This is a genomic window from Streptomyces sp. AN091965 (assembly GCF_022698285.1).
GTDB lineage: Bacteria > Actinomycetota > Actinomycetes > Streptomycetales > Streptomycetaceae > Streptomyces.
This window is the reverse complement of the sequence record NZ_JALDMY010000001.1, coordinates 8,405,428-8,427,511: the sequence shown is the minus strand read 5'-3', so window position 1 is coordinate 8,427,511 and position 22,084 is coordinate 8,405,428. Positions and strand designations below refer to the sequence as shown.

At 74.3% G+C, this 22,084-nt stretch carries 18 protein-coding genes; 8 read left to right on the top strand and 10 right to left on the bottom strand.

From position 1 onward, the window contains the following. Positions 1-421 precede the first annotated feature (421 nt). Positions 422-1,012: a class F sortase gene (locus tag MQV74_RS35015; protein WP_242729304.1), complete on the top strand. Its 591-nt coding sequence runs from the start codon at positions 422-424 to the stop codon at positions 1,010-1,012. 49 nt (positions 1,013-1,061) lie between these two features. On the opposite strand, the gene MQV74_RS35010 is transcribed toward MQV74_RS35015, so the two are convergent. Continuing rightward, positions 1,062-1,907 carry a polysaccharide deacetylase family protein gene (locus MQV74_RS35010; RefSeq protein WP_242727060.1) on the bottom strand — a complete coding sequence of 282 codons (846 nt, stop codon included), beginning with the start codon at positions 1,905-1,907 and terminating at the stop codon, positions 1,062-1,064. A gap of 229 nt (positions 1,908-2,136) precedes the next feature. After that, on the bottom strand, positions 2,137-5,427 hold the full coding sequence (lysX, locus tag MQV74_RS35005; RefSeq protein ID WP_242727058.1) for a bifunctional lysylphosphatidylglycerol synthetase/lysine--tRNA ligase LysX: 3,291 nt from the start codon (positions 5,425-5,427) through the stop codon (positions 2,137-2,139). Between the two features lie 120 nt (positions 5,428-5,547). Here lysX and MQV74_RS35000 point away from each other — a divergent pair, with 120 nt between their 5' ends. Then, the gene (locus tag MQV74_RS35000) at positions 5,548-6,021 is read left to right on the top strand and encodes a universal stress protein (protein WP_242727056.1); all 474 of its coding nucleotides are present in this window, start codon (positions 5,548-5,550) and stop codon (positions 6,019-6,021) included. Positions 6,022-6,154: 133 nt separating this feature from the next. Then, complete coding sequence (locus tag MQV74_RS34995) at positions 6,155-7,594, top strand: amino acid permease (protein ID WP_242727054.1); 1,440 nt, start codon at positions 6,155-6,157, stop codon at positions 7,592-7,594. A 6-nt stretch (positions 7,595-7,600) separates the two neighbouring features. Here the strand turns inward: MQV74_RS34995 and MQV74_RS34990 are convergent, their stop codons facing one another. Then, positions 7,601-7,828 carry a hypothetical protein gene (locus tag MQV74_RS34990; protein ID WP_374120734.1) on the bottom strand — a complete coding sequence of 76 codons (228 nt, stop codon included), beginning with the start codon at positions 7,826-7,828 and terminating at the stop codon, positions 7,601-7,603. A gap of 188 nt (positions 7,829-8,016) precedes the next feature. Further along, the gene (locus tag MQV74_RS34985; protein ID WP_242727052.1) at positions 8,017-9,240 is read right to left on the bottom strand and encodes a CapA family protein; all 1,224 of its coding nucleotides are present in this window, start codon (positions 9,238-9,240) and stop codon (positions 8,017-8,019) included. A gap of 311 nt (positions 9,241-9,551) precedes the next feature. Between MQV74_RS34985 and MQV74_RS34980 the strand changes: the two genes are divergently transcribed. After that, positions 9,552-10,067 (top strand): hypothetical protein, encoded by a 516-nt coding sequence (locus tag MQV74_RS34980; RefSeq protein ID WP_242727050.1) that lies wholly within the window; start codon positions 9,552-9,554, stop codon positions 10,065-10,067. A gap of 154 nt (positions 10,068-10,221) precedes the next feature. Then, positions 10,222-10,845: a zf-HC2 domain-containing protein gene (locus tag MQV74_RS34975; protein WP_242727048.1), complete on the top strand. Its 624-nt coding sequence runs from the start codon at positions 10,222-10,224 to the stop codon at positions 10,843-10,845. Between the two features lie 84 nt (positions 10,846-10,929). Here MQV74_RS34975 and MQV74_RS34970 read toward each other — a convergent pair whose 3' ends face one another. The 6 genes from MQV74_RS34970 to MQV74_RS34945 form a co-directional block, all read right to left on the bottom strand. Then, positions 10,930-11,790 (bottom strand): Fpg/Nei family DNA glycosylase, encoded by an 861-nt coding sequence (locus MQV74_RS34970; protein ID WP_242727046.1) that lies wholly within the window; start codon positions 11,788-11,790, stop codon positions 10,930-10,932. 3 nt (positions 11,791-11,793) lie between these two features. After that, positions 11,794-12,747, bottom strand: coding sequence for an RNA polymerase sigma-70 factor (locus MQV74_RS34965; protein ID WP_242727044.1), 954 nt, complete (start codon positions 12,745-12,747; stop codon positions 11,794-11,796). An 87-nt stretch (positions 12,748-12,834) separates the two neighbouring features. Next, positions 12,835-14,943 carry a SpoIIE family protein phosphatase gene (locus MQV74_RS34960; protein WP_242727041.1) on the bottom strand — a complete coding sequence of 703 codons (2,109 nt, stop codon included), beginning with the start codon at positions 14,941-14,943 and terminating at the stop codon, positions 12,835-12,837. 74 nt (positions 14,944-15,017) lie between these two features. After that, positions 15,018-16,232 (bottom strand): DUF6777 domain-containing protein, encoded by a 1,215-nt coding sequence (locus MQV74_RS34955; RefSeq protein WP_242727039.1) that lies wholly within the window; start codon positions 16,230-16,232, stop codon positions 15,018-15,020. Positions 16,233-16,598: 366 nt separating this feature from the next. Beyond that, positions 16,599-17,453 (bottom strand): ABC transporter permease, encoded by an 855-nt coding sequence (locus MQV74_RS34950; RefSeq protein WP_242727037.1) that lies wholly within the window; start codon positions 17,451-17,453, stop codon positions 16,599-16,601. Further along, positions 17,450-18,490, bottom strand: coding sequence for an ABC transporter ATP-binding protein (locus MQV74_RS34945; protein ID WP_242727035.1), 1,041 nt, complete (start codon positions 18,488-18,490; stop codon positions 17,450-17,452). Before MQV74_RS34945 ends, MQV74_RS34950 begins: the two co-directional genes overlap by 4 nt. Before the next feature lie 135 nt (positions 18,491-18,625). Here MQV74_RS34945 and MQV74_RS34940 point away from each other — a divergent pair, with 135 nt between their 5' ends. The 3 genes from MQV74_RS34940 to MQV74_RS34930 are packed head-to-tail and all read left to right on the top strand — an operon-like array spanning position 18,626 to position 21,992. Then, on the top strand, positions 18,626-19,837 hold the full coding sequence (locus MQV74_RS34940) for a sensor histidine kinase (protein ID WP_242727033.1): 1,212 nt from the start codon (positions 18,626-18,628) through the stop codon (positions 19,835-19,837). Further along, a complete protein-coding gene (locus MQV74_RS34935) occupies positions 19,834-20,487 on the top strand; it encodes a response regulator (protein WP_242727031.1) in 654 nt (217 codons plus the stop codon). The genes MQV74_RS34940 and MQV74_RS34935 overlap by 4 nt, the downstream gene beginning before the upstream one ends. Positions 20,488-20,546: 59 nt before the next feature. Then, positions 20,547-21,992 carry a lipase maturation factor family protein gene (locus MQV74_RS34930; RefSeq protein WP_242727030.1) on the top strand — a complete coding sequence of 482 codons (1,446 nt, stop codon included), beginning with the start codon at positions 20,547-20,549 and terminating at the stop codon, positions 21,990-21,992. The last annotated feature ends 92 nt before the right edge of the window (positions 21,993-22,084 follow it).

The following is a 22,084-nucleotide window of genomic DNA, read 5'->3' as shown; positions in this document are numbered from 1 at the left end:
GAAACCATTCCCCGGTCGTTCGGCGAGAGCGCCCTCAGACAGACCCTCAGACGGCGTGCGTACAGCCGCACTTCGGGGATCGTCCGTCCTGGTGAGGGGACACGCCGGGAGGCGTCCGCAGGCGTGGTCATCACCGCAGGTCACGGACCGTCAGAAAAAACCTGCGGGCGGCGACTCGGATGGCGCAGGCCGCCGTGGCCCGCCACCCGTTCGCGCCCGCCCTTTCGCACGCCGCGCGCGCTGCACTTAGCGTTTTCGTACGCGCCACGGACACGGCTGCGAACGCCGTGTCGAGAGGGGATAGGGAATGTCTTCGTCCCAGCCGTTCGAGCCCGCGAAGCAGCCTTCCGACGCCTCCGTGTTCGAGGAGTACGAGGAGTGCGAGGAGGAGCGGCCGCGCAAGCGCGCGCCGTGGGGCGCGATGGCGCTGGTGCTGCTCACCGGGCTCGCGCTGATCCGCAACGGCTCCGGCGAGTTCGACGTGGGCCCGCCGCAGCCCGCGTCGGCCGCGGCGGCGGACCGCGCGCCCACCAAGCCCGGCGCCCCCGCGCCCCTGACGTTCTCGGCCGCCGACCGCGTGCGCATCAAGGCGATCCGCGTGGACGCCCCCGTGATGGCGGTCGGCCTGGACACGGAGGGCTGGGTGGACGCGCCGCCGCCGGACGACCCGAATCTCGCGGGCTGGTTCACCGGCGCGGTGTCGCCGGGCGAGAAGGGCACGTCGGTCCTGGTCGGGCACGTGGACAACCAGCAGGGGCCCGCGGTCTTCTACGGCCTCGGCTCGCTCAAGAAGGGCAACCGCGTCGAGGTCCTGCGCCAGGACCGGCGCACGGCCGTCTTCGAGATCTACGGCATCGAGGTGTTCGCCAAGAACGACTTCCCCGGCCGGCGCGTGTACGGCGACACGGGCGCGCCCGAGCTGCGGGTCATCACCTGCGGCGGCGGCTTCTCGAAGCAGAGCGGCTACGACGGGAACGTGGTGGTGTTCGCCCGCCTGGTCGACGTGCGCTGACGCGCGGCCCCCGCCCGCCGCGCCCCCGCGCCGGGCGGGGGCGCGGCGCTCACACGCGGTAGCGGCTCGGCACCGTGAGGTGGAATCCGGCGTCCAGGAGCTCGGGCAGATAGGCGTCCAGGGCGTGCACGCTCTGGGTGCGGTCGCCGCCCGCGTCGTGGGACAGGACGACGACGCCGGGGCCCGCGCCACTCAGGACGCGCTGGACGATGGTGCCGGTGCCGGGGGTGCGCCAGTCGAGGGTGTCGACGGTCCAGGCGAGGGGCTCCATGCCGAGCTCGGCGCCGAGTTCGAAGGCCGCGCGGTTCCAGGCGCCGTACGGGGCGCGGAACCACAGGGGCGGCGTGCCCACGGTGCGCTCCACCACCTCGCAGGTGCGCTCCATCTGCTCGTGGATCGCGGACCGCCCGAGGGCGGGGAGCAGGGGGTGGCTCCAGGTGTGGTTGCCGATCACGTGCCCGTCGTCGGCCATCTGCCGCAGCAGGTCCCCGTTGTCCGCCGCCATCTCGCCGCACACGAAGAACATCGCGCGGACGCCGTACCGCCGCAGGGTGCGCAGGATGGCCGGGGTGTAGCGCGGGTCGGGCCCGTCGTCGAAGGTCAGGGCCATGGCGCGGGCGCGGCCCGGAAGACGCAGGATGGGCGCGCGGCGCACGGTGAGGCGGGCGGGCGCGGCGCGCTGCGGCCCGTGTCCGGTCATGGGCCGCAGCCGGTACGCGGAGGGCTTGCGGGCCCGCAAGGCCTGCGGCCCCGCGGCGGGGGCGCCGGAGGCGGCGGTCCGCCCCGGCGCGGGTGCGCGCCGGTCGGCGGAGCAGCCGGTGGCGGCGGCGAGGCCGAGGACGGCGGCGCCGCGCAGCAGCGCGCGCCGCCCCGGAGGCATCTGATCGTCTTTCATGACTAATGCCTCGCATGGCCGAAGGCCAGGGGCTCTCAGCAACACTGCGGGACCGCGCGAATACACCCGTTGGGACCAGCGCGGGCTCGCACAGCGGAGTGGCCGGGTCGGGCAGCGCCCCGAAGGGGCGCGGGGCTGAGTCAATGTGCGGCTCCGCCGCGTGGGCGCGACCAGCCACAGCGGACCGCCGGACGAGCGACGACCCCACACGCCAAGGCCAGCGCCGGCGTCAGCGGCGGCGGACCAGCGGGAACGGCAGCGTCTCGCGGATGGTCAGGCCGGTGAGGAACATGACGAGCCGGTCGACGCCGATGCCGAGGCCGCCGGTGGGCGGCATCGCGTACTCCAGGGCGTCGAGGAAGTCCTCGTCCAGCTCCATCGCCTCCGGGTCTCCCCCGGCGGCGAGGAGCGACTGCGCGGTGAGGCGGCGGCGCTGCTCGACGGGATCGGTCAACTCCGAGTAGGCGGTGCCCAGTTCGGTGCCGAAGGCGACGAGGTCCCAGCGCTCGGCCAGGCGCGGGTCCGCGCGGTGCTGGCGGGTCAGCGGGGAGACCTCGGTCGGGAAGTCCTTGTAGAAGGTGGGCAGCTCGGTCCACTCCTCGACGAGCCGCTCGTACATCTCCAGGACCACGTCGCCGCGCCCGTCGTCGGCGGTGTACGGCACGTGGGCGCGGTCGCACAGGCGGTGCAGGCCCTCCAGCGGCGTGTCGGCGTCGACCTCCTCGCCCAGGGCCTCCGACAGCGCGCCGTACACGGTCTTGACGGGCCAGGGCCCGGAGATGTCGTACTCCCGGCCGTCCTTGCGGGCGACGGGCGTGCCGAAGGCGGCGGTGGCGGCGCCCTGGATGAGCTCGCGGGTGAGGTCGAGCATCACGTCGTAGTCGGCGAAGGCCTGGTAGGCCTCCAGCATCGTGAACTCGGGGTTGTGCTTGTACGAGACGCCTTCGTTGCGGAAGGTGCGGCCCATCTCGAAGACCTTCTCCAGGCCGCCGACGCACAGCCGTTTGAGGTACAGCTCGGGGGCGATGCGCAGATACAGGTCGAGGTCGTAGGCGTTGATGTGGGTGGTGAAGGGCCGGGCGTTGGCGCCGCCGTGGATCTGCTGGAGCATCGGCGTCTCGACCTCCAGGTAGCCGCGGTCGAGCAGGCCCTGGCGCAGCGCCTGGACGGCGGTGGAGCGGGCCCGTACGACGTCGCGGGCCGCGGGGCTCGCGACCAGGTCGAGATAGCGGCGGCGCACCTTGGCCTCGGGGTCGGCGAGGCCGCGGCGCTTGTCGGGCAGCGGGCGCAGGCACTTGCCGGTGAGCTGCCAGGAGGTGACGAAGACGGTCAGCTCGCCCCGGTCGCTGTGGCCGACCTCGCCGGTGGCGGTGACGTGGTCGCCGATGTCGGTGCGGCTCGTGAAGGCGTCCAGGACGCCGGGGCCCGCGCGGTCACGGGTGAGGGCGAGCTGGAGGTCACCCGACCAGTCGCGCAGGACGGCGAAGACGACGCCGCCGAAGTCGCGCACCAGCATGACGCGGCCCGCGACGGTGACCTGTTCGCCCGCCGTGTCCGGGCGGATCGCGGCCAGTTCGTGGGTGCGCGGCGCGATGCCCACCGGGTAGGGGTCGACGCCTTCGGCGCGCAGCCGCTCCAGGGCCCGGTGGCGGATGCGGATCTGCTCGGGCAGCGCCTCGACGGGGTCGAGCCCGGCGTCGGCGCCGCCGCCGAGGCCGAGCGCGGCGATGGACGGCAGGCCCTCGGTGGTGGCGGGCTTGGTGACGCCGCGGGGCTTGTGGCCCTTGCCCCACAGCTGGCGCAGCGAGGGCACGGAGACGAAGCCCTCGGCGATGCCGGAGGCCAGGCCGATGCGGGCGAGGGAGCCCGCGTCGCCGTAGCAGAGGAAGCGCGGGTACCACTCGGGGTGGTACTTGGCGTTGGAGCGGTAGAGGGCCTCCAGCTGCCACCACTTGGAGAAGAAGAGCAGCAGCTTGCGCCACAGGCGCAGGACGGGGCCCGCGCCGATGCGGGCGCCCTCCTCGAAGACGGAGCGGAACACCGCGAAGTTCAGCGAGATCCGCCGCACGCCGAGCTTGGGCGCCACGGCGCACAGCTCGGCGACCATGAACTCCATGACGCCGTTGGGCGCGCTGCGGTCGCGGCGCATCAGGTCGAGCGAGATGCCGTCCCTGCCCCAGGGCACGAAGGACAGCAGGGCCAGCAGCTTGCCGTCGGGGTCGAGGGCCTCGACGAGGAGGCAGTCGCCGTCCTCGGGGTCGCCGAGCCGGTCGAGGGCCATGGAGAAGCCGCGCTCGGTCTCGGTGTCCCGCCAGGCGTCCGCCCTGTCGACGATCGCCTCCATCTCCTCGTCGCTGAGGGTGGCGTGGCGGCGGACGCGGGCGGTGGCTCCGGTGCGCCGGACCCGGTTCACGGCCTGGCGCGTGACGCGCATGTCGCGGCCGTCCAGGTCGAAGTCCGCCACGTGCAGGATGGCCTCGTCGCCGAGTTGGAGGGCGCCGAGCCCGGCGCGGGCGAAGGCCGTCGCGCCGTCCTCGGAGGCGCCCATCACGGCGGGCGCCCAGGCGTAGCGCCGGGCCACGTCGAGCCAGGCGCCGATGGCGTGCGGCCAGGCCTCGCGGTCGCCGACGGGGTCGCCGCTCGCCAGGCAGACGCCCGCCTCGACGCGGTAGGTCACGGCGGCCTTGCCGCTGGGCGAGAAGACGACGGCCTTGTCGCGCCGGGTGGCGAAGTAGCCGAGCGAGTCCTGGTCTCCGTAGGCGCCGAGGAGGGCGCGGATGCGGGGCTCCTCGTCCCCGTGCAGGGCGGCTTCCATGCGCTGGGAGCGGAACAGGGTGGCGGCGGCGTTGAGCAGCGCGAGGGCGCCGAAGAGGCCGAGGAAGAAGTACAGCGGGCGCGGCGGTGAGCCGTCGAAGTAGTCGTGGCCCTGGAGGAGGCCGCCGCAGACCCGGTTGGCCGCCCACAGCAGCCGCTCGCCGCGCGGCAGCGTGCCCGGGAAGAGCTCGACGAGGCCCCAGCCGACGAGCACCGCGAGGCCGAGCCCGGCGGCGAGCACGGCGACGGCCCGCCACAGGGCGCCGCGGCGCGAGTCGGCGGAGAACTCGGCGCGCGCCAGGATGAGCACGACGAGGGCCACGCCGCAGACGACGAAGGACGGCAGCGACTCGCTCCAGTAGCCGAGGGCGAAGCCGAGGACGTCGAAGGCGACGAGGAGGCCCAGGTAGATCACCACGAGCCACCAGGCGACCTTCTTGCGGGCCGCGGTGGCCGCGGCGAGCAGGAAGAGGAAGACGGCGTAGGCGAGGTTCGGGCTGACCGGCACGGTGAGCTGGTCGAGGAAGCGGATCACGGGCCGCAGCAGGCGCCGCAGCGGCGCGATCACGGCGAGCACCGCGCAGCACAGGCCGAGGGTGCCGAAGAAGGCCGCGAACACCTCGGGCACGCGGTTGAGGCCGCTGACGCGGAAGCCGCCGGGCCGCGCGGCGCCCGCGGGGCCGGGCTCCTGGACGGTGGCACTCATGGTCACGACTGTAGGAAAGGGCGGGGCGCGCCGCCCGTCGAACGCCGGGGGCGGCGGGTCCGCCGCAGCCCGAAGAGGCCGCCGATCCCCGGAACCGGGTCCTCCGATAGCCTCGGAAGCGTGACCGAAGAGCCCACGCAGCAGCCGTCCCAGCAGTTCGAGCGGGGCACCGACGGCCCCAAGGTGATCGTCGTCGGGGTCGACGGCTCGGATTCCTCGCTCCGCGCCGCGGCATATGCCGGTGGCCTGGCCCGGCGGCAGCGGGCGCTGCTCGCCGTGGTGTACGTCCAGCCGGTGCTCGCGGCGGGCGCGGCCCTCGGGGCCCCGGTCGCGGAGACCACCGACGAGATCGCCGAGGGCCTGATCGCCGAGATCCGGGACGCCACGGAGCGCGTGAAGGGCATATTCGACGTGCGCTGGGAGTTCCACACCTTCCGCGGCGACCCGTACAACGGCCTGGTCACGGCCGCCGACGAGCTCACGGCCGACGCCGTCGTGGTCGGCGCGTCCGAGCAGGCGGGCCACCGCATCGTCGGTTCGGTCGCGGTGCGCCTGGTGAAGGCGGGGCGCTGGCCGGTCACCGTGGTGCCGTAGGGCCGACCGGGGGAACCTCGCCCGTGCGAAGGGGGCGCGCCGACGCGTGGTGCGTGGTGTCTTCCGCGCCGGGTGCGCCTGAGCCAGGATGATCCGCCAGCAGCCGACCGCCGCCAGCGAAGAGGTGAGGCTCATGGCCGGACTACGGATGGGGCAGGGCGTCCTGCGGCGCAAGCCCATCGAGCACATCGAAGACACCGAGGCGGGCGGCGGGGGCACCCAGCTCACCCGCACCCTCGGTCTGTGGCAGCTCACGGCGATCGGCGTGGGCGGCATCATCGGCGCCGGGATCTTCACGCTCGCCGGTACCGTCGCGAACGAGAAGGCCGGGCCCGCGGTCCTCATCTCGTTCCTCATCGCGGGCGTCGCCAGCGCCGCCGCGGCGTTCTCCTACGCGGAGTTCGCGGGCCTGATCCCCAAGGCGGGCTCGGCCTACACCTACGGCTACGCGGTGCTCGGCGAGATCACCGGCTGGTTCATCGGCTGGGACCTGCTCCTGGAGTACACGGCGATCGTGGCGGTGGTCGCGATCGGCATCTCCGGGTACTTCAACTTCCTGCTGGGCGAGATGGGCGCGGACCTGCCCACCTGGATGCTGGGCGCGCCCGGCACCGGCGACGGCCACAAGGTCGACCTGTTCGCCGCGGTCCTGTGTCTGTTCATCGCGTACATGCTCACCCTCGGGATCAAGAACGCGGCGCGCTTCGAGATGATCGTCGTGGTCCTGAAGGTGCTCGTGGTCCTGCTCGTCATCGGCGTCGGCTTCTTCCACGTCGAGACCGGCAACTACTCGCCGTTCTTCCCGTTCGGCGTCAGCGGCGCGTTCACGGGCGCGGCCACGGTGTTCTTCGCGGTCTTCGGGTACGACGCGATGAGCACGGCCGCCGAGGAGTCCAAGGACGCGCAGCGCCACATGCCGAAGGCCATCCTGTACTCGCTGGCGATCTCGATGGTCCTGTACGTCCTGGCCTGCCTGGTCCTGACGGGCATGCAGGACTACAAGGACATCGACCCCGAGAGCGGCTTCTCCTCGGCGTTCAAGGCGGTGGGCCTGAGCGGACTCGCGGACGTGATCGCGGTGGGCGCGATCATCGGCATCCTCACGGTGATGTTCACCTTCATGCTGGGCTGCACGCGCGTGTGGTTCTCGATGAGCCGCGACGGGCTGCTTCCGAAGTGGTTCGCCAAGACGCACCCGACGCGGCACGTGCCCACGCGCGTGACGTGGATCGTCGGGTTCGCCTCGGCCGCGATCGCCGGTTTCCTGCCGATCGGCGAGGCGGCGGAGCTGACCAACATCGGCATCCTGCTGGCCTTCGTCGTGGTGTGCGTCGCGGTGATCGTGCTGCGGTACAAGCAGCCCGACCTGCCGCGCACGTTCCGCTGCCCGGGGATGCCGGTGGTGCCCGCGATCGGCGTGGTCTTCTCGATCTGGCTCATCACGTTCCTGGAGTGGCAGACCTGGGTCCGCTTCGCGGTGTGGTTCGTGGTGGGCCTGGGGGTGTACTTCGGGTACTCGTACCGCAAGTCGGAGCTCGCGAAGAGCGAGCGGGGTTCCGGTCCGGTCGCGTGAGCACCGTCAGGGGGTGAGCAGGTCCGCGACGGCGCCCGCGAGCCCCCCGACGACGGTGCTCACGAAGTCGATCACCCACTGTCCGAGGTCGGTCGGGACGACGAGCACGACGAACAGCAGCACCACGCCCGCCATCAGCAGGTCCCCCGGCCGGCCGCCGGTCAGCGCGTGGCCGCGCAGGCGCAGCACGATGACGACGGCCAGCAGGAACGCCACGTTGATCGACATGCTCACCCGGCAGGCCTCCCGTCAGGTGTGGCCCCGGCGCGGCGCCGGACGTCCCCCCCACCCTTCTTGGATAGCCACCACCGGGCGCCGAGGGGGGCGCTTTACCCGTGATTGACGGGGAAAAGCCACCCCGAGGCCGGAATCGTGGGACGCGTGGTCGAGGCCCGCGCCCCGGCGGCCTCAGGGGGCGGCCCTCACTTCCCCATCACCAGGCCGTCCGCGGCGGCGCCCCGGCTGAGCACGACGCGGCGGATGCGGTCGCGCACGTCCCGTACGTCGGCGCCCCGGTCCAGGGCTGCGTTGAGGTTGACGACGCGTCCGGCTCCCGTGTCGAACCAGTGCGGGACGAACTCGGCCTTCGTCACCTCCCAGCGGCCGCCGGGCGCGGCGGGCGGGGCGAAGGTGAAGCGGCCGATGGTGCCCTGGTTGCCGCGCGGGTCGTGGGCGCCCTCGTGGTTGATCATGTCGCCCGCGATCTGATCGCCCATGCCGTAGATCACCCAGGTGCCGTTGACCTTCTGGTACGCCTGCGGGACGTGGGCGTGGGTGCCGAGGATCAGGTCGATGTCGGGGCGGCCCGCCGTGCGCGCGGCCGTGAGTGCGCGGCTCAGGCGCAACTGCCGGCGGTCGGGCGCGTCCTGCCACTCGGTGCCCCAGTGCAGCGAGACGACGACCACGTCGGCACCCGCCGTCCGGGCGGCGCGCGCGTCGGCGAGGATGCGTGCGCGGTCGATGAGGTTCACCGACCAGGGCCTGCCCTTGGGCAGCGGGATGTCGTTCGTGCCGTACGTGTAGGACAGCTGGGCGACCTTCGCGCCGCCCGCGCGCAGCCAGGCGGGCGAGCGGCCCTCGGTGGCGGTGCGGCCCGAACCGGAGTGTTTGATCCCGGCCTTGTCGAGCGCGGCGAGGGTGCGGTGGATGCCGGGGGTCCCGGCGTCCAGGGTGTGGTTGGAGGCGGTGGAGCAGGCGTCGTAGCCGGTCGCCTTGAGGCCGGTGGCCACCTGGGGCGGGGACTTGAAGGTGGGGTAGCCGGTGTAGTCGCCGTTCGCGCCGTACACCGTCTCCATGTGACAGATCGCCAGGTCCGCGCGGGAGACGACGGGCCGGGCGCCCGCGAGCATCGGCGCGAAGTCGTAGCCCTCGCCGCCCGCGTCCGCCCGGGCGGTGCGGATGATCGAGGAGTGCGGCAGGACGTCGCCGGAGGCCACGAGCGTGAAGGGCCGGGCCCCGCCCGTGCTGCCGCCCGCCGCGGACAGGGCGGGCGCGGGCGGGCGGCGGGAGGCCCGCCGCTCGTCGTGGTCCGGCGCGGCGGGGGCGCCGCAGGCCGTGGTGACGGCGGCCACCGCGGCCGCGAGGAGGGCCAGGGCCCGGCGGGAGGAGAGCGGGTACGGGGCGGCGGCCCGGGTGCGCTGTGTCATCGGCCTGTCTTCCCTGAGAGAGGAGCATATGAGGGGAAATCAGATAAACAGACACAGAGCGGGATGAAGGGTTCACCCAAGGACCGATGCCGCTCATATCACTGAAACGGACCTCAACACAGAGTGATCTGAGGGGAAAAACACAGAGCCGCCGACCTGCGACGAAACCGCACGCATGGTCAAGGCTCAGTAAAGCGCCTTGCTCAGTACCCCCGTTGGGTAATCGTCTTGGCTCATCCGTGTTCCGGGTTGGGGGGCCAGCAGCCGGTGACGCACACACGGAGCCTCGAAAGCTAGGAAGGCGGAGCGTGATGCTGCACGAGAGCACGGGCGGCACCGGAGGCCCCAGCGGAGACGAGCTGACGGTGCCGATGGCGTGGCTGTACGCCGAGTACATCGCGGACGAACTGCTGCGCACGGGCGACCTGATGCCGCCCACGTCGTTCGAGTACAGGGCGGGGCGCGACGCGCTCGCGCTCACCATCTTCCTGTCGGACACGCGCGGCGAGCTGTCCGGCATCCGCGTGGTCTCGCAGCTGGAGACCTGGCTGTCCCTGACGGCCCACGACACGGCGTGGCAGGAGTGGGTGCGCGAGCGCATGGACGGGGTCACCGCCGACGCGATGGCCGCGCGCGGGCCCGCGCCCGACCTCGTGCTCGCCGAGGCCGCGTGGCGCTGGCTGGAGGAGACCGAACTCCTCGCGCCGGACCTGGACGCGGTGCCCGGCGGCGGCCCCGGGCCCGGCGAGGACGACGTGCCGAAGGTGTGGACCCCGGCGTGGCAGCTGGGCCTGCCGCTCGGCCACCTGGCGATCCAGCTGTTCTGACCGCCCGGCGGCGGGCACCGGCGGGGCCGTGCGCGGCCGCCCCGGTGCCGTGCCGCGCGCGGGCGACCGGTGGGCCGGCGGGTCCGTTGAGCGATGCGGTGGCCGATTCCGTACCCAAGGGCAGCACGGAGCACCCCCACCGACAAGGAACGCCATGAGGTCCCTGGAGCGGCACCGCGACGCCGGAGCCTACGCGCTCGGCGTCCTCGACCCGGCGGACGCCTTCCGCTTCGAGGGCCACCTCGAGGACTGCCCGCGCTGCCGGGCAGGCGTGGACGACCTCGCCCTGCCCGCCCGGCTGCTGCGCGCCCACGGCCGCGAGCTGCCGCCCGTGCCCGGCCCGCTGCTGCTCGACCGGCTCGTCGGCGAGGCCGCGCGCTGCCGCCGGGTCCGGCGCAGGCGGTGGCTCGGGGCCCTCGCGGCCGGTCTTGCGCTCGCCGTCGCCGCCCCCGCGGCGGCCGTGCTCACCGCGGACGGCCCCGCCCCGCTGCGCGCCGCGGCCACCGACGCGCACGGCGAGCTGACGGCCGTGCTCACCGCGCGCGCCGCCGCCGGGGGCACCGCGGTCGACCTGCGGGTGCGGGACACGGCGGGGCGGCGCGTCTGCGCGCTCGTCGCCGTCGGGCGCGACGGCGCCGAGGAGACCGTGACGACGTGGCGGGGTCCGGGGCAGGCCCTGACGACCCACGGCGGTACGGGGCTGGGCCCCGACCGCATCGAGCGCTTCGAGGTACGGGCCGCGGGCGGCGCCAGGCTGCTCACCCTGCGCCCCCACTGACGTGGGGCAACCCCGGCACAGGGGACCGGGGTTGCCTCTCCGCCGCCCCCTGCGCCGCGCCGGGCGCGGGCCGCTTCGCGCGGGCTACTTCAGGAACCGCGAGGTGCGGCGGTCGGCCAGGGCCTTGCCGCCCGTCTGGCACGTCGGGCAGTACTGGAGGGACGAGTCCGCGAAGGACACCTCACGGATGGTGTCGCCGCAGACCGGGCACGGCTCGCCGGTACGGCCGTGCACGCGCAGCCCCGACTTCTTCTCCGCCTTCAGCCGGGCGGCGGCCAGACCGTGGGCGCGCGCCACGGCCTCGGTGAGGGTGGCGCGCAGGGCGGCGTACAGGCGGCTCGTCTCCTCGGCGGTGAGCCGGTCCGCGTGCTTGAAGGGGGACATGCGGGCCGCGTGCAGGATCTCGTCGCTGTAGGCGTTGCCGATGCCCGCGATCAGGCTCTGGTCGCGCAGCGCGCCCTTGAGCTGCCGCCCCTCGGCGGCCAGCAGGTGCGCGAGGCGGTCCTCGGTGAAGTCGGCGGCCAGCGGGTCGGGGCCCAGGCGGGCGATGCCGGGGAGGGCGGCGGGCGCGTCCGTCACGTACACCGCGAGGCGCTTCTGCGTCCCCGCCTCCGTCAGGTCGAAGCCCGCGCCGGTCTCCAGGGCCACGCGCAGCGCGAGCGGTCCCTTGCCCGGCCGGGGCGCGCCGCTCGGCAGCGGGTCCTGCCAGCGCAGCCAGCCCGCCCGCGCCAGATGCGTGACGAGCCACAGCCCGTCCGCCTCGACGGCCAGGAACTTGCCGTGGCGGGCGACCCCGGTGACGGTCCGGCCTTCGAGCGCCGTCACCGGGGGGTCGTACGTCTTCAGGACGCTCACCGCGACGGGCAGCACGCGGACGATCTCGTGGCCGGTCAGCTCGCCGCCGAGGAACTCCCGCAGCGCCTCGACCTCCGGCAGTTCCGGCATCGCTCACCTCTCGTCGCGCCGCGGGCCCCTCCCGGCATCCTCACGCCGTGGGGCGCCCGCCGCATCCGCGGGCCGGGTCCGCTCTCCCCTGTCGAGGGCGCGCACCGTCCCGGCGCGGTGCAGCTTGTCGGGGTTGCGCATGCCGTACAGGCCGGTGATCCGGCCGTCGTGGATCTCGAAGGCGAGCAGCCAGTCGAGCGCGCCGTCGACGACGAACCGGGCCGCGGGCATGCCGTTGTAGGTGGCGTGCTCGAAGCGGGTCGTATCGGTGCCCGCGCGGGCCACGCCGAGGGCGAAGCGGGCGACGTCCTCGCGGCCCGTGATCGGGCGGCGGGCGGCGACGGCCTTGCCGCCGCCGTCGGAGAGCACCACGACGTCGGGCGCGAGGAGGTCCATCAGCGGCTGCACCTCGCCGCCCGCCGTGGCGAGCAGGAAGCGCCGTACGACGTCGCGGGTCGCGGCGGAGCCGGGCTCGAAGCGGCGGCGCCGCGCGTGCACGTGGCGGCGGGCACGGTGGGCGATCTGCCGCACGGTGACCTCGGACTTGCCGATCGAGGCGGCGACTTCGCCGTGCGTGTAGCCGAACACGTCGTGCAGCACGAACACCGCGCGCTCGGTGGGGTTCAGGGTCTCAAGGACCAGCATCATGGCCATCGACACCGACTCGGCCAGGATCGCGTCGTCGCTGACCTCGGGCGCGGTGCGGATCGGCTCGGGCAGCCAGGGGCCGACGTAGTCCTCGCGCCGCGCCCGGACCGAGCGCAGGTGGTTGAGGGCCTGCCGGGTCACCACGCGGACCAGATAGGCGCGCGGGTGCGCGACGTCCGCCGGGTCGACCGCGCTCCAGCGCAGATAGCTCTCCTGGAGCACGTCCTCGGCGTCGTCGGCGCTGCCGAGCATCTCGTAGGCGATGGTGAACAGCAGCGGGCGGTGTGCGGTGAAGGCGTCCTCGGCCATGCGGCTCCTTTCCTGACCGCCCATCGAGACACACCGCGCCGGGAAAGCGTGACCATCCGGCGCTGTGATCTCCTTCACGCCCCGCGGTCAGTCCGCGCCCCGCGCCGGGACGACGAACTCGCACCACACGCACTTGCCGCTCCCCCGCGAGTCCACGCCCCACACGTCCGCGAGCCGGTCCACGAGCAGCAAGCCGCGCCCGGAGACGCCGTCGTCGGAGGCCTCGCGCAGGCGCGGCAGGGCGCTGGAGGAGTCCTCGACGTCGACGCGAAGGCGCCGGTCGCCGCCGCTGACGACGCGCAGGGTGACGACGGCGGGCCCGTCGGTGTGCATGAGGGCGTTGGTGATCAGCTCGTCGGCGGCGAGTTCGATCTCGTCGGCCCGGCCCCGCGCACCCCAGGCGCGGACGGCCGCGCGGATCATGTGCCGGGCCTCGGCGAGGCCGTCGGGGTCGCCGGGCGCGACGTGCTGCTGGAGCCGTCCGCCGGAGCGCGGCGCGTCCACCGCGACGCGGCGCAGCAGGAGCAGGGCCGTGTCGTCGTCGCCCCTGCCGTCGTCGACGCTGCCGGACAGCAGGTCGGCGAGGTGCTCCAGGTCGCGCGGGCCGGTGCTGACGAGCTCGGCCAGGGCCCGGGTGCCGTCGTCGAGGTCGGCGCCGGGCTCCTCGACGAGGCCGTCGGTGTAGAGCAACAAGGTCTGGCCGGGGTCGAGTTCGAGGGTCGTGACGGGGTAGTCGAGCCGCCCGAACTCGGCGGAGAGGCCGAGCGGCAGGCCCCCGTCGACGGGCACCCGGCGGCAGGTGCCGTCGGTGAGCTGGAGCAGCGGGTCGATGTGCCCGGCGCGCACCAACTGGACCACGCCGGTGGACAGGTCGGCCTCGGCGTACAGACAGGTGGCGAAGCGGTCGGTGTCCAGCTCGTGCAGGAAGCCGGAGGCGCGGGCCACGACGGTGGCGGGGGTGTGGCCCTCGGCGGCGTACGCGCGCAGCACGATGCGCAGTTGGCCCATGACGGCGGCGGCGTGCGTGTCGTGGCCCTGGACGTCTCCGATGACGGCGCCGACGCGGCCGCCGGGCAGCGGGATGACGTCGTACCAGTCGCCGCCGATGTCGCGGCCGAGCGCCGCGCTGCGGTAGCGCACGGCGATGTCGGCGCCGGGCACGCCGGGGATGGTGCGCGGCAGCATGGCCTGCTGGAGCCCTTGCGCGAGGTCCTTCTCCTGTTCGTAGAACATGGCCCGTTGCAGGCTCTGCGCGATGCTGCTGCCGAGCGCCACGATGACGTTGCGCTCCTCGTCGGTGAAGCCGGTCCTGTCCTGGTAGAGCAGGCCGAGCGCGCCGATGGGCCGGGCCTGCGCGATCAGCGGCAGATAGGCGGCGGCCGTGATGCCCAGGTGCTCGATGTGCGGCCACAGGATCGGGTACGAGGACGCGAAGTCGTCCGGCGACTCGATGAAGCGCGGCGAGAGCGTGCGCACGGTCTCGCTCATCGGGTACGGCTCGTCGACCCGGGTGACGCGGGTGCCGGGCACGTAACTGCCGGACGGGCCCTCGGCGACGAGGCGGATCCGCCCGGACTCGACGAGGCCCATGACGATGTTCGACGCGCCGAGGTTGGCCAGGCCGTGCCGGTCCTTGAGGACGTCGATGACGTCGGCGACGGTCCGGGCGTGGGCGAGGGCCGCCGTGGTGTTCCGCACGATGCTCGTACGGCGACGCCGGTCCGCCTCGGCCTCGACGCGTTCGCGGTGGGCCGTCCGCTCGCTGAGCTCGCGGGTGGCGTCGCGCACGATGCCGACGATGCGCAGCGGGCGGCCGGTGGCGTCGCGCAGGATGTGGCCCTGGGTGTGGGTCCAGTTGAGGGTGCCGTCGCGGCGGCGGACGCGGAAGTACGCGCCGTAGTTGAGGCTGCCGTCCTTCATGGCCTGCGAGACCTGGCTGTCGAGGCGGTGGGCCTCGACGGGCAGGACCCGCCCGGCGAGGCTCTCGGGCCGGTTGTCGAATTCCTCGGGGCGCAGGTCGAACAGGGCGAGGGCCTCCTCGTCCAGGAACAGCAGCCTGCTGCCCAGGTCCCAGTCGAAGCTGCCCATGCCGAGTCCGGGCCCGTACCTGGCGAGGAAACAGCGGGTGGCGGCGGATGCGGAGCCGTCGCAGCAGCGCCGCACGGTCGCCTCGACACCTTCCGTGCCCGCGTCCATGGGCCAACGCTAGGCGCCCGCGGGGACGGCCGCATGTGCACGGCGTCGTCCCTGCTGGCGGCGGTCGTCGCGGGTCATCCGGCGAAGGTGTCGGGGCCGGTGGGGGCGTCCGGCAGGCCGGGGGCGTCCGGCACCGTCTCCCCGCCGATGCCGGGCCCGGTGTCCTGGCCGGGCGGCGGCACCACGTCGGTGTCGTCGGGCGGCGTCGGGGTGTCCGGCTCCAGGAGCGGGTCGGAGGGCGAGGGGCAGCCGGGCGGGAGCGGGGACGGGACGGCGTCCTCGGGGGTGGGGGTGCCGGGCGTGGGGCAGTCCGTGGACGTGGTGTCCTCGCCGGGGGCGGTGCCTTCGTCGGTGCCGTCGGGCTCCAGGCTGCCGTCCGAGCCGGTGGGGTCGGGCTCCTGGCTGCTCTCGTCGGGCGAGGTCGCGTCGGGCGAGGTCTCCTCCGGTGTCGTCCCGTCGGGCGAGGTCGGGTCCGTGGGGCCGGTGGGGGTCGGGTCCGGGGGCGGTACGGGGCGGTCGTCGCCGCCGTCCTCGTCGCCGGTCCGCCGCTCGATCCAGGTGTTGTTGACGATGTTGATGATCGTGATGTGGGTGATCGGGCGGGGTGCCGGGGTCACGATGATCACCTGGGTGGGCCGGTAGCCGCTCCAGGGCTCGCCGCTGTGGCGCGGGGCCTGACGGAAGGCGACGGGCGGTTTCAGCGGGTTGCCGCAGGCGCAGCGCACCCGGGGCAGGCCGCGGTCGTCGACGAGGACGGCGGTGCCCGCCTGGAGCACGGACTGGAAGCTGTTGGCGTGCCCGTCGCGGTAGCCGTGGTTGGTGATCCGGGTGTCGGCGCGCAGCACGACGGGCGTGAGGCCGCGCAGATACGCGGGGACGCCGGTCCGCGCGATGCCCGACGCCTCGGCGAAGGCGGCGGCCTTGGCCCGGTCCGCGGTGAGGAAGTCGATCTGCCGGCCGACGTCGCAGCTGCCGAGCCGGTGCGTGCCGCCGTACAGGCCCGGTGTGCCGCCCGCGAGGGAGCGCAGGCCCTGGTCGGTGGGCGAGGCGGATCCGGTGGGCGAGGGCTGCGGCGAACGGGTGACGGGCGGGGGGCTCGCGGCGGCCCTGGCAGTGGACGCGGTGAACGGGTCGGGCCCCTGGGCGGCGACGGGCTGGAGGAACAGCTCGCGCCCGCTCTCGGCGGTGTCCTTGGTGGTGGTGTCGCCGTCGCCTCCGGAGCAGCCCGAGGCCGCCAGGACCACGGCTGCCGCGAAGGTCGTCGCGTACGTGCGGAGCGTCGCGCCCACGGGTGTCTCCCGCCTGTCGCCGGGCAGATTGCCCCCTATTGTCTGGACCGGGACCGGACGACCCGCAAGCGGAGCGGGGCCCCGGGGGCGGGGAGGGGCAGCAGCACGGGGCGGGGCCCCGAACAGGCCCCTGCGCGCATGCCGAGCACGACCCCCGCACGAGAGGGCGGGCGAGCAGCGGGGCCGGACCCCCGCGCGCGACCGACACCGGCCCGGAGGGCGCAGGACGAGCAGGAGCCCGGGACGGGCCAGGCACCCAGGCCGAGCGGGGTCCGAGCCGGCGGTAGCGCGGGCTGGGGCGGGCGCGCCGCAGGCCCCGCCCCCCGGCTGCCGCTCCCGCTCATCGCTCAAGGGCACCGGGCCCGGTCACTGGTCCCTGCGGTGCACCCCCGCCACCGTGATCAGCACCGCCGCCGCGGTCCAGACCGCGTACACCGTCCACGCGCCGCCCGTCGACCACGGGAACGGCGTCACGAAGGTGTGCGGCTGCGTCAGGCGCTGCCAGGCCTCCAGCGGCATGGTGTGCGACACCACCGCGGACCAGTACCGGTCGGAGGTGAAGACCACGGGCAGGATGAGGAGCGTGACGACGCTCAGGACGATCGTCGTGCCCATGTGCCGCACCAGCGTGCCGATCGCCATGCCCGTGAGCGCCCCCACGGGCAGCAGCAGCGCCGAGGCCGTGATGACGCGGAGGGCGCCGGGGTGGTCGAAGGGGACGCCGAGGTCGCGGCCGGACAGGATCGCCTGGGTGGTGGCGAAGGACGTCACCGCGATCAGCGCGCCGAGCACGGTCGTGACGGCGGCGAGGACGGCCGCCTTGGCCGCCATCACGGACCGGCGCGCCGGGACGGCCGCGAACGTCGTGCGGATGAGCCCGGTGCCGTACTCACCGGTCACGGTGATGGCGCCGACGGCTCCGGCCGCGAGCACGAGGATCGTGGCGGCGTTGCCAGTGAAGGCCTCCTGGAGCGCGATGCCGTCCTGGACGAAGTCGGCCCGGCTCCGCGCGTCGCGGGCCGTCCAGTAGCGGTAGGTGTCGTAGGCCGTACCGGCGTTGAAGCCCACGACGGAGAGGAGGACGACCGCGTACGTCCACGGGGTGGAGCGCAGCGACCACAGCTTGAGCCACTCGGCGGCGAGCAGGTCACGGAAGCGGGCACGGGGCTCGGCGGGCGCCTCGACGGCGGCGTCACGGGGCAGGGTCGGATGCGCGGTCATCGGGTCTCTCCGGTGGGGGCGACGGGGGCGACGGGGCCGCCGGTACGGGACGGGGCTTCGCCGGTGCGGGCTGGGGCCTCGACAGTGCCAGTGGCGGCGTCGGCGTCGGGCCCGGGGTGGCCGGTGGCGGGCGAGGCGTCGCCGGTGCGGAATTCCGCGCTGTCCGCGGTGAGTTCCATGAAGGCGTCCTCCAAGGAGGCCTGGTGGGCCACCAGTTCGTGCAGCGGCAGGGCGTGGCGGCAGGCCAGGTCGCCGACCCGGCCCGCGTCGAGGCCGGTGACGGTCAGGCGCGGGCCGTCCCGCCGCACCGCCGCGCCCTCGGCGGTCAGCACCTCGGCGAGGTCCGCCGCGCGGGGCGTGCGCACCCGCACGCCCGCTCCGGTGCCGCGGGCCGCGAACCGCTCCAGGCTCTCGGCCGCGATGAGCCGCCCGCGGCCGATGACGACGAGGTCGTCGGCGGTGTGCTCCATCTCGGACATCAGATGGCTGGAGACGAAGACGGTGCGCCCCTCGTCGGCCAGGCGCCGGAACAGGCCGCGCACCCACAGCACGCCTTCCGGGTCGAGGCCGTTGAGCGGCTCGTCGAACAGCAGCACCGGCGGGTCGCCGAGCAGCGCGGCGGCGATGCCCACGCGCTGCTTCATGCCGAGCGAGAAGCCGCCGATGCGGCGCCGGGCCGCTCCGGTGAGGCCGACGTCGGCGAGGACCTCGTCGACGCGGCGGCGCGGAATGCGGTTGGAGCGGGCGAGGACCGCCAGGTGCGCGGCGGCGGTGCGGCCGCCGTGCACGTCCCCCGCGTCGAGCAGCGCGCCCACGTGGCGCAGGCCCCGCGGCCGTTCGCGGAAGGGGCGGCCGCCGACGGTGACGGAGCCCGACGTCGGGTCGTTCAGGCCGAGGATCATCCGCAGGGTGGTGGACTTGCCCGCCCCGTTCGGCCCGAGGAACCCGGTGACGCGGCCGGGGCGCACGCTGAACGTCAGGTCGTCGACGGCCGTGGTGGGGCCGTACCGCTTCGTCAGCTCCATGACTTCGATCATGGGGACAACGGTGCCGCCGACGGGGGCCGTCCGGCATCGGACCGGGGCTGACACTTGGCGGGGCCCGGGTGTCGACCGGGGGTGTACACCCCTGGTCCGATGCCCGTTGTCGATCATCTGGCTACGATGCCGGGCATGTCCGCGACATCGGCTCCGCCCCTGCTCAAGCGCCATTCCCCGGCCACCTGGATGGCGCTCGCCTGGTGCGCGGGCTCGGCGCTCACCTTCCTCTTCCGGTTCCGCCTCCCCGGCGAGTCACAGCCGTCCGTCTGGCCGGGCGTGCTGCTCTTCCGGTGGGACGGCCTGGTGACCCTCGCGCTCGCCACCGCCGTCACGCTGTGGGGCTGCGTCCGCGTCGAGCGCCGACCGCTGCGGGGCCTCACGCTGCTGCTCGCCGGTTCCGCCCTGGGGGCGATGCCGCTGAGCGTGGGCGAGATCCCGCTGCTGCAGTTCCTCGCGGTCGACGTCGCCCTGTACTTCGTCGCCGCGTTCCGGCCGCGCGGGACCGGGGCCGTGGCCCTGGCCATGGCGCTCGGCACGCTGGCCGCCTATCTCGGCGTACGGCTCCTGAGCGGCTGGGTCGTCGGCACCTCCGCCGAGCTGACCGTCGCGCTCACCGCCGTCATCGCCTGGCTGCTCGGCCGGGCCACGCACGAGTCCCGCGCGCACGCCGAGCAGGTGCGCGCCCAGGCGGCCGCGCAGGCGGTCACCGCCGAACGGCTGCGGATCGCGCGCGAACTGCACGACATGGTCGCGCACACCATCGGCATCGTCGCCCTCCAGGCCGGTGCCGCCCGGCGCGTCATCGACACCCGGCCCGAGCTCGCCCGCGACGCCCTCGGCGCGGTGGAGACCGCGAGCCGCGACACCCTCTCGGGTCTGCGCCGGATGCTCGGCGCGCTGCGGCAGGCCGAGCCGGGCGGGGCCGCCGACGCGGCGCCGCTCGACCCGAGCCCGGGCCTCGCGGACGTCAACCGGCTCGCCGCCCGGACGACGGCCGCCGGGGTCCGCGTCGACGTGCGCTGGCTGGGGCCGCCCCGGCCGCTGCCGCCGGAGGTCGACGTGTCGGCGTACCGGATCATCCAGGAGGCGGTCACCAACGTGGTGCGGCACGCGGGCACCGCGTCCTGCCGGGTGACCGTGGAGCGGCACAGCAAGGAGCTGCGGATCGAAGTGGTGGACGAGGGCAGGGGCACCGGCGGCGCGGACGGCCAGGGCTCCGGCTACGGGCTGCTCGGCATGCGGGAGCGGGTGAGCCTGCTGCACGGCGACTTCTCCGCGCGGCCCTGCCCAGGCGGCGGATTCCGGGTCGCGGCCCGCCTCCCGGTCCCGGCGGGTGCGCGATGACGGTCCGCGTGCTGCTCGTCGACGACCAGCCCCTGGTGCGCACGGCCCTCAGCATGGTCATCGCCGAGGCCGAGGGGCTCGACGTGGTCGGCGAGGCCGGGGACGGCGCCGAGGCCGTCCGGCTCGCCGCGGAACTCGCGCCCGACGTCGTGGTGATGGACATCCGCATGCCCGGCGTGGACGGCATCGAGGCCACCGGCCGGATCACCGCGGCCGGGGGCGCCACCAGGGTCGTCGTCCTGACGACGTTCGACGACGACGAGTACGTGTACGGGGCGCTGCGCGCCGGTGCGTCGGGGTTCCTGGTCAAGGACATGGCACTCGACGACATCCTGGGCGCGGTGCGGGTGGTCGCGGCCGGGGACGGCCTGATCGCGCCGAGCGTCACCGGCCGCCTCATCAAGGAGTTCGCGGTCCGCCCCCGGGCCGTGGCCGCCCCGGCCCGGGAGGTCACGGGCATCACCGAGCGGGAGCGCGAGGTGCTCACGCTCGTCGGCGGCGGCCTGTCCAACACCGAGATAGCCGAGCGCCTGTGCATCAGCGTGGCCACGGCGAAGACGTATGTGACCCGGCTGCTCGCCAAGCTGGGGGCGCGCGACCGGGTGCAGCTGGTGATCATCGCGTACGAGGCGGGGCTCGTGACGCCCTAGGCGGCCGCGCGCCGCGGAGCCGACGGGACCGGTGGCTCACTCAGCGTCACAATGGTGAGGTGGAGTGGTTCACGGCGGACGGGTACTGGCTGAGCCGTCTGGTCTTCCAGCGGGCGCTCGCCGCGGTCTACCTCGTCGCCTTCCTCGGCGCGGCGCTGCAGTTCCGCGCCCTCATCGGCGAGCGCGGGATGCTGCCGGTGCCCCGGTTCGTCGCGCGGGTGCCGTTCCGGGCCGCGCCGAGCCTGTTCCAGCTGCACTACTCGGACCGGTTCTTCGCGGGCTGCGCCTGGGCGGGCTGCGCGGTCTCCGCGGCGCTCCTCGCGGGCGTGGACGGACGGCTGCCGCTCGGGGCCGCGATGGCGCTCTGGCTGCTGCCGTGGGTCCTGTACCAGTCCGTCGTGAACGTGGGGCAGACCTGGTACGCCTTCGGCTGGGAGTCGCTGCTCCTCGAAGTCGGCTTCCTCGCCGTGTTCCTGGCGGGGGACGACGTCGCGCCGCCGGTCCTCGTCCTGTTCCTGCTGCGCTGGGTCCTGTTCCGCGTCGAGTTCGGGGCGGGCCTGATCAAGATGCGCGGGGACGCCTGCTGGCGCAGGCTCACCTGTCTGTACTTCCACCACGAGACCCAGCCGATGCCGGGGCCGCTGAGCTGGTTCTTCCACCATCTGCCGCGCCCGCTGCACCGCGCGGAGGCCGCGGCCAACCACGTCACCCAACTCGTCGTCCCCTTCCTCCTGTTCACCCCGCAGCCGGTGGCGACGGGCGCGGCCTGCCTGATGGCCGCCACCCAGCTGTGGCTGGTGCTCTCCGGCAACTTCTCCTGGCTGAACTGGCTGACGGTCGCGCTCGCCCTGTCCGCCGTCGACTTCCGCCTCTTCCTCGGCGACGCGGCGGACCCGCCCCCGCACCTCGCCGCTCCCCCGCTCTGGTACGAGGTCCTCGTCATCGCCGTCACCGTCGCGCTGCTCGCCCTGAGCCACCGCCCGGCGCGCAACATGCTGTCGCGGCGACAGGTCATGAACACCTCCTTCGACCCGCTGCACCTGGTCAACGCCTACGGCGCGTTCGGCAGCGTCAGCCGGGTCCGCCAGGAAGTGGTCGTCGAGGGCACGGCGGACGAGGCGCCCCGGCGGGACTCCGTGTGGCGCGCGTACGAGTTCAAGGGCAAGCCGGGCGACCCGCGCCGCTGGCCGCGCCAGTTCGCCCCGTACCATCTGCGGCTCGACTGGCTGATGTGGTTCGCCGGGCTCTCCCCCGCGTACGCGCGCGCCTGGTTCGGACCGCTGGTGGAACGGCTCCTGGAGGGCGACCGCGACACCCTGCGGCTGCTGCGCCACTGCCCCTTCCCCGACCGGCCGCCGCGGTACGTGCGGGCCCGGCTCTACCGCTACCGCTACACCACCTGGCGCGAGCTGCGCGCGACGGGCGCGTGCTGGGAGCGCACGTACGTACGGGAGTTCCTGCCGCCCACCCGGCTCGACACGGCGCGGCGACGGGAGCGCGGATAGTACTCCGGCATGCCCGTCCTGTCGCATGCCTTGGACACCCTCGGCGCCCGGCCCTACCGTTCCTCCCCAGGGGAAGGGACGGGCTCGCGCCG